This window comes from Actinoplanes sp. NPDC051470, assembly GCF_040682035.1.
Lineage (GTDB): Bacteria > Actinomycetota > Actinomycetes > Mycobacteriales > Micromonosporaceae > Actinoplanes.
This window is the reverse complement of the sequence record NZ_JBFBAA010000004.1, coordinates 229,606-242,687: the sequence shown is the minus strand read 5'-3', so window position 1 is coordinate 242,687 and position 13,082 is coordinate 229,606. Positions and strand designations below refer to the sequence as shown.

The following is a 13,082-nucleotide window of genomic DNA, read 5'->3' as shown; positions in this document are numbered from 1 at the left end:
GTTTGGCGCGGAGCGCCGGAGGGTGAGCATGCACGCAGAATGAAGGTTGCGCGGCTCCGTTCTGGACGCGTCAGCGGCCAGGAGCCGGGTGACCGGCCTCGGCGGGAGCGACGGTCGGCACCACCCACCGAGCTACGACATCAAGCCCTTGACCTTGAAGAAGAACGTCGACCTTGAAGAACGTCGGCCTTGAAGAAGAACGTCGACCTGAAACTGATCCGCTACAGATCGCGCGTCTCCTGCCGATGTTCTCGGTGAAGGAGGGCCCTATGCGGCTGCGGAGCGGGATCGCGGTTGCGGTCAGTGTGGTGGTGCTGGTGGCCATCGGTGTGGTTGGTGTGCTGGTCAATCGGTCGGCGTTGCAGGCCGCTGATCGGGTGCACCGGGCCGACTCGGTGGCGCTGGGGACCAACAACGGAACGCTGGCGGGGCAGATGCAGCTGCTGTCGGCCCAGGAGCTGAGCGACTTCGCCGAGGCGATAGGCCGGGGGCTGACGCTGGGGCGGGACGACGCCGCCGACCGGGTCAAGCTGAGGGCGTTCGCGGGGAAGAGCGCGTTCTTCGGGTACGGGCTGGCGATCGTGTCCCGGAAGGGCGAGGTGCTCAACGCGACCCGGGCCGGTGGGCTGCCGGCGGTCACTGATCCGGGGTACGCGACTCTGCACGCGGGGCTGCGGGCGGGCCGGCCGGGCTTCTCGTCGGTGATGACGGTTGGCGGGGTGGCGCTGGCCGCGGTGGGCGTGCCCGTGAAGACGGCGATTCTGGTCGGCTACACCAACGTGGCCGCCACGCAGCTGCAGGCGTTCGTGGCCCGGCTGAGCGCGGACACCCATTTGACCACGATCGTCGACGCCGAGGGCCGGGTCGGTGCGACCAGCGAGCCCGCGCTGATCGGCCGGACGATCGATCCGACGCTGATCGCCGCCGCGCACGAGATGCGGGCGCCGGACTTCGTGGAGTACGCCACCCCGGACGGCACCCGGATGATCGCGGTCGTGGTGCCGGGGATGCCGGGCGGGTGGACGTACGTGCGTACCCAGACCGTGGCGTCGTTCGACGGCGCCGTGCACCGCCGCAGCCAGACCCTGAACCTCGCGATGCTGGCGATGCTGCTGGCCGGCGTCCTCGGAATCTTGATCTTCGCGTATCGGGCGCTGATCACCCGGCGCCGGGCCGACGAGAAGTTCCGGGCGCTGTTCCAGCACGCCCCGGACATGGTGGCCGTGGTCGACGCCGACGGGAAGATCACCTACTCCAGCCCGAGCGCCGCCGGCCTGCTCGGCTTCGAACCGGGCTCGTTGCAGGGCAGCAGCGTCTTCGACGTGGTGCACCCGCAGGACCGCAACCAGTTGCAGGCGCAGTTCCGCGACCTGGTCGGGGAGCGCGACGGCCTGCTGCGCCGGGAGTGCCGCATGATCACCTCGGACGGGCGGCCGCGCTGGTTCGAGTTCACCGCCTCCAACCAGCTGCACAACCCGGCCCTGACCGGCGTGGTGATCAACGCCCGGGACGTGACGCAGGCGCGGGCCTTCCAGGAGCGGCTGGCCCACGAGGCGCGGCACGACTCGCTGACCGGGCTGCCGAACCGGCGCCGGATGCGCGACGCGCTGGGGGAGACGCTGCCGACCGACGGTGTCGCCATCCTCTACGTGGACCTCAACGGCTTCAAACCGGTCAATGATCGGTACGGCCACAACGCCGGCGACGAGTTGCTGCGCCAGTTCGCCCAGCGGCTCAGCCGCGCCGTCCGCGATCAGGACGTGGTCTCCCGGGTCGGCGGCGACGAGTTCGTCATCCTGATGCCCGGGGTGGAGAACGAGGCGACCGCCCGGGCGATGGCCGACCGGGTGCGTGCCGAGGCCGACCTGCCGTTCGAGATCGGCGGCGAGCTGGTGTCGGTCGGCGCCAGTGTGGGCGTCAACCTGGCCCGCCCGGACTCGGACCCGGAGGACGCGCTGCGCGACGCCGATCAGACCATGTACGCGGTGAAGCAGGCCGTGGCGGCGCCCAGGAAGGTCGGCCGGCACCGCGCCCAGGCGTAGATATCCACGGTCATCGTTGTTAACGTCCGTTCATGAGACGCGCTTTCGCGGTGCTGGGGGCGGTTGCCCTCACTGTCTTCGGTCTGTCGGCGCCCGCTCGGGCGGAAGCCGGCCTTCAAGCGGCGCCCGGTGCTGAGGTCGTGCCGGACAGCTATGTCGTGGTCCTCAACCAGTCCCGATCGGAAACCACCCAACGGGTGCGTACGCTCGCCGGCCGGCACGGCGCGACCGTGCGGGCGACGTACACCCATGCCCTGCAAGGTTTTGCCGCGACGATGAGCGAGCGGCAGGCCAGGCGGATGGCCGCCGACCCGGCCGTCGCCTACGTGCAGCCGAACGTGATCCACCGGGCCAGCGGCACGCAGCCGAACCCGCCGTCCTACGGGCTCGACCGGATCGACCAGCGCAACCGGCCGCTGGACAACTCGTACACCTATCCGCGGGACGGCGCTGGGGTGCACGCCTACATCATCGACACCGGCATCCGCACCACCCACCAGGACTTCGCGGGCCGGGCGAGCAGCGGGTTCGACGCGGTCGACGGCGGCGCGGCGGACGACTGCAACGGGCACGGCACCCATGTGGCCGGTACGGTCGGCGGGTCCGCGTACGGCGTGGCCAAGGGGGTCGATCTGGTCGCCGTGCGGGTGCTGAACTGCGAGGGCAGCGGCACGACGGCCCAGGTGGTGGCCGGCATCGACTGGGTGACGGCGAACGCGCAGCGGCCGGCGGTGGCCAACATGAGCCTCGGCGGCGGCGCCGACACCGCCCTGGACAACGCGGTGAAGGCGTCGATCGCGGGCGGTGTCAGCTATGCGATCGCCGCGGGCAACGGCTTCCTGGGCATCTTCGCGCTGGACGCCTGCACCCAGTCGCCGGCCCGGGTGCCCGCGGCCATCACGGTCTCCGCGACCAACAGCTCGGACGCCAAGCCGAGCTGGGCCAACCGCGGCGCCTGTGTGGACGTCTTCGCGCCGGGCATCGACATCACGTCGTCCTGGAACACCAGCGACACCGGCACGAACACGATCAGCGGCACCTCGATGGCCACCCCGCACGTGGCCGGGGCCGCCGCGCTCTACCTGGCCGCCCATACGTCGGCCACGCCCGCGCAGGTCAGCGCCGCGATCGTCGGCGGCGCCACGACCGGCGTGGTCGGCAGCCCGGGTTCGGGGTCGCCCAACCGCCTGCTGCACGTCGGCGGGCTCTGAGCACGAACGAAGAGGTTTACGGGTTTCCGCCATCGAGGTCGGCGGCTGATCCCGATTCGCGGATCGGCCGCCGGCCCTAGCGTCGGCGGCATGATTTCCCTGGACGGCCTGACCAAGCGCTACGGCGCCAAGGTCGCGGTCGACTCGCTCACCCTGACCATCCGGCCCGGCGCGGTGACCGGCTTCCTCGGCCCGAACGGCGCCGGCAAGTCCACGACCATGCGGATGATCCTCGGCCTGGACCGCCCGACCGCCGGGACCGCCCTGGTCCAGGGCCGGCGCTACGCCGACCTCGAGCATCCGCTGCGGACGGTCGGGGCGCTGCTCGACGCCCGCGCGGTCCACCCTGGACGCAGTGTCCGGGCCCACCTCTGGGCCCAGGCCGGCAGCAACAAGATCCCGAAGCGGCGGGTCGCCGAGGTGATCGGCCTGGTCGGCCTGGACAGCGTGGCCGGCAAGCGGGCCGGCACCCTCTCGCTCGGCATGAGCCAACGCCTCGGCATCGCCACGGCGCTGCTCGGCGACCCGGAGATCCTGATGTTCGACGAGCCGGTCAACGGGCTCGACCCGGACGGCGTGCGCTGGATCCGGCGGCTCACCCGTGACCTGGCCGCCGAGGGCCGGACCGTCTTCGTGTCCAGCCACCTGATGAGCGAGATGCAGCTCACCGCCGACCATCTGGTCGTGATCGGCCAGGGGCGGCTGCTGGCCGACGCGCCGCTGGCCGAGGTGATCGCCGCGAGCGCGCTGACCGCGGTGGTGGCGCGCAGCCCGCACGCCGCCGACCTGGCCGGGCGCCTGACCGCCGCCGGTGGCACGGTCGAGCGGTCGGGTGAGCACCAGGTGATCGTCACCGGGCTGCCGATGGACCGGGTCGGCGACGTGGCGCACGACGCCGGGATCCGGCTGCACGAGCTGCGGACCCGGGAGGCCTCGCTGGAACAGGCCTACCAGGAGCTGACCGAGGGCAGCGTCGAGTTCGGCGCGGACGGAAGGGTGCCGGCATGAGGTCGGAGTGGACGAAGTTCTGGTCGGTGCGATCCACGTGGTGGTGCCTGGTCGGCGCGGGCGCCCTGATGGGGATGGCCGCGCTCACCCTGGGCGCGGACAGCGCGACCGGCGGCCGGCACTTCGCGGCCACCCAGCCGGTGATCGACGCCGCGGTGGTGTTCTCGTTCGGGATCGCGGCGCTGGCCATGCTCACCGTCACCGCCGAGTACGCCTCCGGCGGCATCCGCGCCACCCTGCAGGCCGTGCCCCGGCGCGGCCGGCTGCTGGCGGCGAAGGCCGTGGTCGTCGCCGCGGTGGTCGCCGTGGCCACCGCGCTGGGCGGGCTGGTGACCGCCGTGACGGTGTGGGCGTTCCTGCGGCTCGACCCGTTCGACGGCGCCGCCGGCCTGCCGGTCGCCGAGGTCGCCACCGACCTGCTGAAGCTCGGCTGCTTCGGCGCGATGATCGCGCTGCTGAGCGTCGGCGTGAGCTTCGCGCTGCGCAGCTCGGCCGGCACCTTGACGGTGGTGTTCCTGCTGCTGGCCGGCATCCCGCTGGTGCTGGCCATGACCGGCGACCAGGTGCTGATCGAGGCCTCGCTGCGGACGCCGTTGTTCGCCGGGCTCAGCTTCATGGGCAGCGCCAACAACCCGGCCGGCGAGCAGCTCGCCTATCCGGCCGGGGAGGGCTTCGCGTGGCTGGCCGGCTGGACGCTGGCCGCGCTGGCGATCGGCTACGCGGTCCTGCGCCGCCGCGACGCTTAGGCTGCGGGCATGAGGTGGCGGACGGTGGTGGGGGTGGGGCTCGGCATGCCGCTGGCCGTCGCCGAGGCGGTGGCGCTGGTGGCGGTGTGGCCGCCCCGCGCCCGCCGCCGGGTGCTCGGTGCGCTCGGGCGGGCCGAGGCGGCCCGCTTCGGCCGGTGGCTGGATCGGCCGGCGACCGCCGGCGCCGCGAGTGAGCCGGGCTTCCTGGCCGCCCGCGCCGCCGCCGGGCTGCTCGGTGGCTACCTGGTCGCGGCCGTGCTGTTCGTCGCCCTGCTGCTGCTCGGTGGCGGTGGCTGGGCCGCGTTGACCGGGGCGTCGGAGACACTGCCGCTGACCCTGCCCGGCGTGCGGATCCTCACCACCGACGCCATCGTCGGCATCACCGCCGGCCTCGGCGGACTGGCCCTGACCTCAGGCATGGTCCTCGGTCTCGGGAACGTGGAGCGGCGGATCGCCGACGGCCTGCTCGGGCCGGACGAGCGGGAGCGGATGCGCCGCCGGATCGCCGAGCTGACCACCACCCGCTCCGGCGTGGTCGCGGTCATCGACGAGGAGCGCCGGCGGATCGAACGCGACCTGCACGACGGCGTCCAGCAGCGCGGGGTGGCGCTGGCGATGCTGCTCGGCCGGGCCCGGCACACCGCCGACCGGGCGGCCGCCGCCGACCTGGTCGGCCGCGCGTACACCGAGGCGCGGGACCTGATCGAGGAGATCCGCGAGGTGGCCTGGCGGATCTACCCGACCGCGCTGGACGAACTGGGCCTGCACGCCGCGCTGGCCGGCGTCGCCGAGCGGTCGGCGATCCCGGTGTCGGTGCACTACCGGCTGACCACGCGTCCGGCCCCGGAGGTGGAGACGGCGCTCTACTTCGTCGCCCGCGAGGCGATCACCAACGCGGTCAAGCACGCCGGGACCGGTGACGTGCTGGTCGTGGTGGAAGAGACCGCCGGGAGCGTGAGCCTCGCGGTCTCGGACGACGGCTGCGGCGGGGCCGACAAGAAAGGGGCCGGGTTGCGCGGTCTCGCCCATCGGGTGGCCGCCTTGGACGGCGCCTTCGAGGTGAGCAGTCCGCCCGGCGGTCCGACGCGCGTCCAGGCCACCCTGCCGGTATGAGGATCGTCCTGGCCGAGGACTCGGTCCTGCTGCGTGAGGGACTCGTGCACCTGCTGGCCGACGCCGGCCACGACGTCGTCGCCGCCGTCGGTGACGGCGAAGCGTTGCTGGAGGCGGTGGCTTCACAAAACCCTGACCTCGCGGTGGTCGACGTCCGGATGCCGCCGGCCCAGACCGACGAGGGTCTGCGCGCGGCGCTGACCATCCGCGAGCGCTGGCCGGGGGTCGGGGTGCTGGTGCTGTCCCAGTACGTCGAGAAGACGCACGCCGCGACCCTGCTCGGCGGGGCCACCGAGGGCCTCGGCTACCTGCTGAAGGACCGGGTCTCCGAGGTCGCCGAGTTCCTCGGCGTGCTGGAACGCGTCGGCGCCGGCGGGGCGGCGTTCGACCCCGAGGTGGTACGCCAGTTGCTCGCCCGCACGTCCCACCTCGACGCGCTGGCCCGGCTCAGCCCGCGCGAGCGCCAGGTCCTCGAGCACCTGGCCCAGGGGTACGCCAACCAGGCCGTGGCCGACCGGATCCACGTCTCCCTGAGCACCGTGGAGAAGCACATCGCCAGCCTCTCGGACAAGCTCGACCTGCCGTCCGACGCCGGCTACAACCGTCGCGTGCTGGCCATCCTGCGCTACCTGGAGGCATAGCAGCAGGTCAGACGTGGTCGCGCCACGAGTGCTCCGGCGCGTACCCGAGAATTCGCCTGGCCTTGTCGATGCCCAGCATGGTCTCGTGCTCGCCCAGTTCCTTGCGCACCTCGACGCCGGGGTACACCTCCGCCGCCAGCGAGGCCGACGAGCGGCTCATCACGGTGTCGGCGTTCGCGATGACGAAGACCTCCACGCCCGTCGTCTCCAGTTCCAGGCTTCGGCGTACGGCCTGAGCACCGTCCCGCGCGTCGATGTAACCCCACAGGTTCCACTTGCGCAGCGACGGATCCGCGTCGAACGAGGGGAACGCCGCGTAGTCGTCCGGTTCCATCACGTTCGAGAACCGGAGCCCGATCATCTTCAGCGCCGGGTTCCACCGGCAGAACTGCGCGGCCATCTGCTCCTCGAGGTGTTTGCCCAGCGAGTACGTCGACTCCGGGCGGGCCGGGTAGTCCTCGTCGACCGGGATGTACGGCGGCGGCGTGTCGAAGGGCAGCCCCAGCACGGTCTCGCTGGACGCCCACACGACGTTGGTGATGCCGGCCGCCCGGGCCGCCGCGAACACGTTGTAGGTGGCCGGCACGTTGTTGGCGAAGGTGGCCGCGTTGCCGGTGAGGCCGGGCGCCGGGATGGCGGCCAGGTGCACCACGGCGTCGAACCGGCCCGGGCTCTCGTCGAGCGTGGCGCTCAGCGTGTCGACCACCTGGCCGTAGTCGGTGAGGTCGATCCGCCGCCAGCGCGCCCCCGGCCCGGCCGGCGGCGTGGCCGCGTCGATGTTCGTCACCTCGTACCCGTGTTCCACCAGGTCTTTGACCACCGCGCGGCCGAGCTTCCCGCTGCCGCCGGTCACCGCAACTCTTGTCATGTGTCCAGTAGTACCGCAGATGTTCTAAACCTTTTGGACGAACTGGTCGCCAAGGTCGACATCGCATCAAATGAATGCACTGCGGATGCGGAATGTGTTTCCGGGGCGAAACGCAGGGCAATGCGGGCCGTGGACATTCATCGATGAAAGGGGTCCACATGCGAGTTGGCTTGATCACTAAGGCGGTGCTCACCGGGGCGCTGGCGATCACCACCGTGGCGGCCACCGGCGGCGCCGTCGCCCAGGCAGCGCCCAAAGCACCTCCCGCGGCTCCGGCCGCCGCCCCGGCTCCGGCCGCGGCCAAGGCGGGCCCGAAGCTGGCGTCCGCCGCCGGCACGCTGACCTCGACGGTCAGCGGCTCGTTCACCGACGCGGCCGGCGCTCTCGGCTCGGTGACCGGCTCGTTCACGCCGACCAAGTTCACCAACAAGCAGGGCCAGGTCCTTGCTACCGGCACGCTGACCAGCACGCTGACCGACTCGCTCGGCGTCGACCTGGGCACGGTCCAGAAGACCGTCTCCATGCCCGTTCAGCTGCCCGAGACGGCCGCGGCCAACAAGGACGCCGCCGCCCTGATCACCTGTGACGTGCTGAACCTGGTCCTCGGTCCGCTGCACCTGGACCTGCTCGGCCTGGTCGTCGACCTGAACCGGGTCGTCCTCGACATCGTCGCCCAGTCCGGTGCCGGCAACCTCCTCGGCAACCTGCTGTGCGCGATCACGAACCTGCTGAACGGCGGCCTCAGCCTGCCGCTGGGCTTCATCGCCGACCTGCTGAACCAGATCCTGGCCATCCTCAGGCTCTAGTTCTCCCGGTTGATCATCAGCGCCGGTACGCCAACCCACGCGTACCGGCGCTGATCAGCGCTAGTTTGTGACCATGGCGACCAAGAGCCCCCAGGTGGAGATCGAGGCCGGGAACCACACGGTGCGGGTGACCAACCCCGACCGGGTCTACTTCCCCGAGCTCGGGCTGACCAAGCTCGACCTGGTCCAGTACTACCTGAGCGTGGGCGACGGCATCGTCCGGGCGCTGCGGGAACGGCCCTGCATGATGCACCGGTTCCCCGAGGGGCTGGCCGGCGACAAGGTGCACCAGAAGCGCGTACCGCATGGCGCTCCGCCCTGGCTCGAGACCGTTCGCATCTTCTTTCCCCGCTACAAGCGCACCGCCGACGAACTGTGCGTCACCAAGATCGCGGACGTGATCTGGGCGGTGCAGATGTCGACCGTCGAGTTCCACCCGTGGAACAGCCGCCGCGCCGACACCGAGAAGCCCGACGAGTGGCGGATCGACCTCGACCCGATGCCCGACTGCACGTTCGACCGGGTGCGCCGGGTCGCCGGGGTCGCCCACGAGGTGCTCGACGAGCTCGGCGTGACCGGGTTCCCCAAGACGTCCGGCGGCCGTGGCCTGCATGTCTACGTGCGGATCGCGCCGGAGTGGGGCTTCTCCGAGGTACGCCGGGCCGCGCTGGCCTTCGCCCGTGAGGTCGAGCGCCGCGCCCCCGAGGACGTGACCACCACGTGGTGGCGCAAGGACCGCGACCCCGAGGCGCTGTTCGTCGACTACAACCAGAACGCCCGCGACCACACCATCGCCAGCGCCTATTCGGTGCGCGGCAACCAGCGCGGCACGGTGAGCACGCCGATCGACTGGGCCGAGGTCGCCGACGTCGAGCCGGACGACTTCACGCTGCGGACCGTGCCGGCCCGGTTCGCCGAGAAGGGCGACCTGCACGCGGCGATCGACGACACCGCGTACCGGCTGGACACCCTGCTCGAGTGGGCCGACCGCGACGAGAAGGCAGGCCTGGCCACCCCCGACGAGCCGGCCCCGTAAACATCGTGTAAATCCGGGCTGGCCACATCGCGACATGTCATCGATAGGGCGCGACCAAAAGCTTTCGACCTGCGTCGATGCCACCCAACAATGCGTGGCATGCGTCGTCCCCTCGCAGCATTAGCCGCCGCGGTCCTGATCGGACCGGGCCTCGCCGCCATCGCGCCCGCGGGGGTGGCCACCGCCGCCCCGGCCACGCCGCCGCCCGCCGGCCACACCGACACGCTGACCCTCATCACCGGTGACGTCGTCACCCTGACCAGGGCGGGTGACCGCACCGCCGCCACGGTCCGTCCCGCCGCCGGCCGGGAACACGTCACCTTCCACACCATCGAGGCCGACGGCGGCCTGCGTGTCCTGCCCGAGGACGTGATCCCGCTGGTCAGCGCCAAGAAGATCGACGCCGACCTGTTCGATGTCGAGAAGCTCGTGGCCGACGGGTACGCCGACGCCGCCTCGCCGACCCTGCCCCTGATCGTGACCCAGCCGGCCGGGCTGCGCGCCCGGTCGTCACACGCGCTGCGCAGCCTGGGCGCCACCTCGATGCGGGCGGAGAAGACCTCGCTGGCCTCGTTCTGGAAGTCCCACCGGGGCCAGGTCTGGCTGGACGGCAAGGTCCGGGCGTCGCTGGACCGCAGCGCCGCGCAGATCGGCGCGCCCGCGGCGTGGCAGGCCGGGTACGACGGCCGCGGCGTCAAGGTCGCGGTGCTCGACACCGGCATCGACGCCGGCCACCCGGACATCAAGGGCCGGCTCGCCGCCGCCAGGAACTTCACCGACAGCCCGGACACCACCGACCACCACGGGCACGGCACGCACGTCGCCGCCACCGTGGCCGGGTCCGGCGCCGGGTCGGCCGGGCTGCGCAAGGGCATCGCGTACGGCGCCGACCTGCTGGCCGGCAAGGTGCTCAACGACGACGGCTGGGGCCTGGAGTCGTGGATCATCGAGGGCATGCAGTGGGCCGGCGACGCCGGCGCCAAGGTGGTCAACATGAGCCTCGGCGGCGCGCCGACCGACGGCATCGACCCGCTGAGCCAGGCGCTCACCGAGATCACCGAGCGCACCGGCACGCTGTTCGTGGTCGCGGCCGGCAACGAGGGCGCGGCGTACAGCGTCGGCTCGCCCGGCCTCGCCCCCGCGGCGCTCACCGTGGGCGCCGTCGACCGGGACGAGACGCTGGCCGCGTTCTCCAGCCGCGGCCCGACCGCCGTCCGTAACACCCTCAAGCCGGAGATCACCGCGCCCGGTGTCGGCATCGTCGCCGCGCGCGCCGAGGGCACCACGATGGGCCAGCCGGTCGACGCGCTCTACACCGGCGCGTCCGGCACCTCGATGGCCACGCCGCACGTGGCCGGCGCCGCCGCCGTCCTGGCCCAGGAGCACCCCGGCTGGAAGGCCGCCGAGCTCAAGGACGCCCTGGTCAGCAGTGCCAAGACCGCCAACAACATCGACGTGTACGGCCAGGGCGCCGGCCGCGTCGACCTGGCCCGCGCCACCTCACAGACGATCCGGGGCAGCGCCACCGCCGACTTCGCCGACCACAGCGTGGGGGAGTCACCGACCCAGCACAGCAAGACCATCACCTACACCAACGAGGGTCCCGCCCCGGTCACCCTGTCGCTGACCGCGCCCGCCGGCGTCACCGTCGACCGGAGCGTCACCGTGCCCGCGCACGGCACCGCGGCGGTGACCGCGAGCATCAACACCGCCACCATGGACGCCGGGCTGCACAGCGGCTGGATCGTCGCGACCGGACCGGCCGGGGAGAAGGTCACCACCGCGTACGGCCTGCGCCTCGGCGCGAAGCACCACCTGCTGACGATCAACGCGATCGGCCGGGACGGCAACCCGACCCGGGTGCCCGCGCTGACCATCTTCGGCGACGACCCCGACTCGGACCGCCTCGGCTTCGTGTGGGACGAGCCGGTCACCTACGACCTCGGCGAGGACGACTACATCATCACCGCGACCATCGAGGGCCGCGAGGAACAGCACGACGACTCCACCTTCGTGGTGCTGCCCGAGCTCAAGCTCGACCGCGACATGGAGATCACGCTGGACGCCCGGCTGGGCACCCCGGTGCGGATCGAGACCCCGCAACCGGCCGAGCAGCAGGCGGTGCTCAGCTACTACGCCCACCGGGAGACCGGCCGGGGCCGCAGCATCTCGCACGGCGTCATGCACTTCAGCAACGTCGAGACGGTCTACGTCACCCCGACCAAGCCGGTCCGGAAGGGCGCCTTCGAGTTCTCCTCCCGCTGGCAGCTGGTCGAGCCGGACGCTCAGGTCAGCGTGCCGGGCGTGACCCCGCAGCCGCGGATGAACCTGCGGGGCGACTCCCCGGGCCTGCCCGCGGAACGGACGTTCCCGTTGGTCGCGATGGACGCGCCGGACGTCCGGGGCAAGGCTGTGCTGCTGCGCAGCGACATGGACTCCGAGGAGAAGCTGATCGAGTGGGCGCACGCCGCGGGCGCCGCGGTCGCGCTGCTGATCCGCCCGGCCGACTGGAGCACGTGGTCGGTTCTCGACCCCGAATCGCCCAAGCAGCCCATCCCGGCGCTGACCGTGACCGCCGCCGACGGCGTGCGGCTGCTCGACCGGGCCGAGCGGCCGGACGCGGAGATCACGCTGAAGCTGACCACGGCCAGCCCGTACCTCTACGACGTCATCCAGGTGTCGAAGAACCGGGTCCCGGAGAGGATCGTGCACCGCGTGACGCCGGCCAACACCCGGCGGATCACCACCGACTACGCGTACAACGGCGGCTTCGACTGGGTGCGCGAGCAGCGGTTCGGGTGGCGGCCCTGGCAGGAGTACGCCTGGAACGACACCTCCCGCGCGGTGCCCACCCCGTTCCGCCGGGTCGAGTGGGTGTCGGCCGGCGACTCGCTGTGGCAGCACCAGGTGCACCCGGCCTACCCGTGGCTCGGCCTGGTCTCGGGCGGCTTCGTCGAGGCGGCCGGCCCGGTCCGGGCGGGCACCACGGCCAAGGAGACCTGGGCGGCGCCGGTGGTCCGCCCGGCCACCCCGGCCGGCGTGCTGAACACCCGGGCCGGCGACGTGCTCAAGCTGCGCGTGGCCGACCTGGTCGACCGCACCGATCGGCACTGGACCTTCGCCGGAAACGGGTCGGCCACCCTGAAGCGCAACGGCGCGGTGGTCGCTGACCTGCCGGACGGCTGGCAGGACGTGACGGTCGCCCCGGGCGACGCCGCGTACGAGCTGGCCGTGCGGACCAGCCCCGGCAACGAGGACTGGATCTACGGCACCAGCACCGACACGTCCTGGACGTTCCGGTCGGGCGCCGAGGGCGTCCTGCCGCTGCTCCAGGTCGGTTACGACGCCAAGCCGCGGCGGGTCGGCTTCGCCCTCACCGTGGCCGGCAAACCGGCCCGGGGCACCTCGTTCCGGGCGGAGATGTCGGCCGATGACGGAAAAACCTGGCGGCGGCTGAACACGACCGGCCGCGGACCGTCGTACACGGCGAACATCCCGGCGCACACCACCCCGGTGTCGCTGCGGATCACCGCGTCCGACCGCGACGGCAACACGGTCACCCAGACGGTCATCCGCGCAATCGGGTGATCCCGCCGGGCTCCGCCGTTATC

The 13,082-nt window shown here is 72.1% G+C and carries 10 protein-coding genes; 9 read left to right on the top strand and 1 reads right to left on the bottom strand.

The features are described 5' to 3' along the window. The first annotated feature begins 269 nt into the window (after positions 1-269). The 6 genes from AB0M54_RS10255 (at position 270) to AB0M54_RS10230 (ending at position 6,761) form a co-directional block, all read left to right on the top strand. Complete coding sequence (locus tag AB0M54_RS10255) at positions 270-2,042, top strand: sensor domain-containing diguanylate cyclase (protein ID WP_364470278.1); 1,773 nt, start codon at positions 270-272, stop codon at positions 2,040-2,042. A 32-nt stretch (positions 2,043-2,074) separates the two neighbouring features. Then, the gene (locus AB0M54_RS10250; protein WP_364470276.1) at positions 2,075-3,253 is read left to right on the top strand and encodes a S8 family peptidase; all 1,179 of its coding nucleotides are present in this window, start codon (positions 2,075-2,077) and stop codon (positions 3,251-3,253) included. A gap of 90 nt (positions 3,254-3,343) precedes the next feature. Next, a complete protein-coding gene (locus AB0M54_RS10245; protein WP_364470274.1) occupies positions 3,344-4,261 on the top strand; it encodes an ATP-binding cassette domain-containing protein in 918 nt (305 codons plus the stop codon). Then, positions 4,258-5,007: a hypothetical protein gene (locus tag AB0M54_RS10240; RefSeq protein WP_364315994.1), complete on the top strand. Its 750-nt coding sequence runs from the start codon at positions 4,258-4,260 to the stop codon at positions 5,005-5,007. The genes AB0M54_RS10245 and AB0M54_RS10240 overlap by 4 nt, the downstream gene beginning before the upstream one ends. A gap of 9 nt (positions 5,008-5,016) precedes the next feature. Next, a complete protein-coding gene (locus AB0M54_RS10235; RefSeq protein ID WP_364470272.1) occupies positions 5,017-6,120 on the top strand; it encodes a histidine kinase in 1,104 nt (367 codons plus the stop codon). Then, the gene (locus tag AB0M54_RS10230) at positions 6,117-6,761 is read left to right on the top strand and encodes a response regulator transcription factor (RefSeq protein ID WP_364470270.1); all 645 of its coding nucleotides are present in this window, start codon (positions 6,117-6,119) and stop codon (positions 6,759-6,761) included. The genes AB0M54_RS10235 and AB0M54_RS10230 overlap by 4 nt, the downstream gene beginning before the upstream one ends. Positions 6,762-6,768: 7 nt before the next feature. Here the strand turns inward: AB0M54_RS10230 and AB0M54_RS10225 are convergent, their stop codons facing one another. Next, positions 6,769-7,629 carry an NAD(P)-dependent oxidoreductase gene (locus AB0M54_RS10225; RefSeq protein ID WP_364316000.1) on the bottom strand — a complete coding sequence of 287 codons (861 nt, stop codon included), beginning with the start codon at positions 7,627-7,629 and terminating at the stop codon, positions 6,769-6,771. A 158-nt stretch (positions 7,630-7,787) separates the two neighbouring features. Here AB0M54_RS10225 and AB0M54_RS10220 point away from each other — a divergent pair, with 158 nt between their 5' ends. The 3 genes from AB0M54_RS10220 (at position 7,788) to AB0M54_RS10210 (ending at position 13,059) form a co-directional block, all read left to right on the top strand. Further along, entirely contained in the window at positions 7,788-8,435 is a 648-nt protein-coding gene (locus AB0M54_RS10220) for a hypothetical protein (RefSeq protein WP_364316002.1), read from the top strand. Between the two features lie 73 nt (positions 8,436-8,508). Continuing rightward, on the top strand, positions 8,509-9,471 hold the full coding sequence (ligD, locus tag AB0M54_RS10215; RefSeq protein WP_364316004.1) for a non-homologous end-joining DNA ligase: 963 nt from the start codon (positions 8,509-8,511) through the stop codon (positions 9,469-9,471). 99 nt (positions 9,472-9,570) lie between these two features. Beyond that, on the top strand, positions 9,571-13,059 hold the full coding sequence (locus AB0M54_RS10210; RefSeq protein WP_364470268.1) for a S8 family serine peptidase: 3,489 nt from the start codon (positions 9,571-9,573) through the stop codon (positions 13,057-13,059). The last annotated feature ends 23 nt before the right edge of the window (positions 13,060-13,082 follow it).

Bases quoted from the DNA above. Each gene is read 5' to 3' on its own strand.
- AB0M54_RS10245 (WP_364470274.1), top strand. From the start codon at position 3,344: ATGATTTCCCTGGACGGCCTGACCAAGCGCTACGGCGCCAAGGTCGCG.
- AB0M54_RS10255 (WP_364470278.1), top strand. From the start codon at position 270: ATGCGGCTGCGGAGCGGGATCGCGGTTGCGGTCAGTGTGGTGGTGCTG.
- AB0M54_RS10230 (WP_364470270.1), top strand. From the start codon at position 6,117: ATGAGGATCGTCCTGGCCGAGGACTCGGTCCTGCTGCGTGAGGGACTC.
- AB0M54_RS10235 (WP_364470272.1), top strand. From the start codon at position 5,017: ATGAGGTGGCGGACGGTGGTGGGGGTGGGGCTCGGCATGCCGCTGGCC.
- ligD (WP_364316004.1), top strand. From the start codon at position 8,509: ATGGCGACCAAGAGCCCCCAGGTGGAGATCGAGGCCGGGAACCACACG.
- AB0M54_RS10210 (WP_364470268.1), top strand. From the start codon at position 9,571: ATGCGTCGTCCCCTCGCAGCATTAGCCGCCGCGGTCCTGATCGGACCG.
- AB0M54_RS10240 (WP_364315994.1), top strand. From the start codon at position 4,258: ATGAGGTCGGAGTGGACGAAGTTCTGGTCGGTGCGATCCACGTGGTGG.
- AB0M54_RS10225 (WP_364316000.1), bottom strand. From the start codon at position 7,629: ATGACAAGAGTTGCGGTGACCGGCGGCAGCGGGAAGCTCGGCCGCGCG.
- AB0M54_RS10220 (WP_364316002.1), top strand. From the start codon at position 7,788: ATGCGAGTTGGCTTGATCACTAAGGCGGTGCTCACCGGGGCGCTGGCG.
- AB0M54_RS10250 (WP_364470276.1), top strand. From the start codon at position 2,075: ATGAGACGCGCTTTCGCGGTGCTGGGGGCGGTTGCCCTCACTGTCTTC.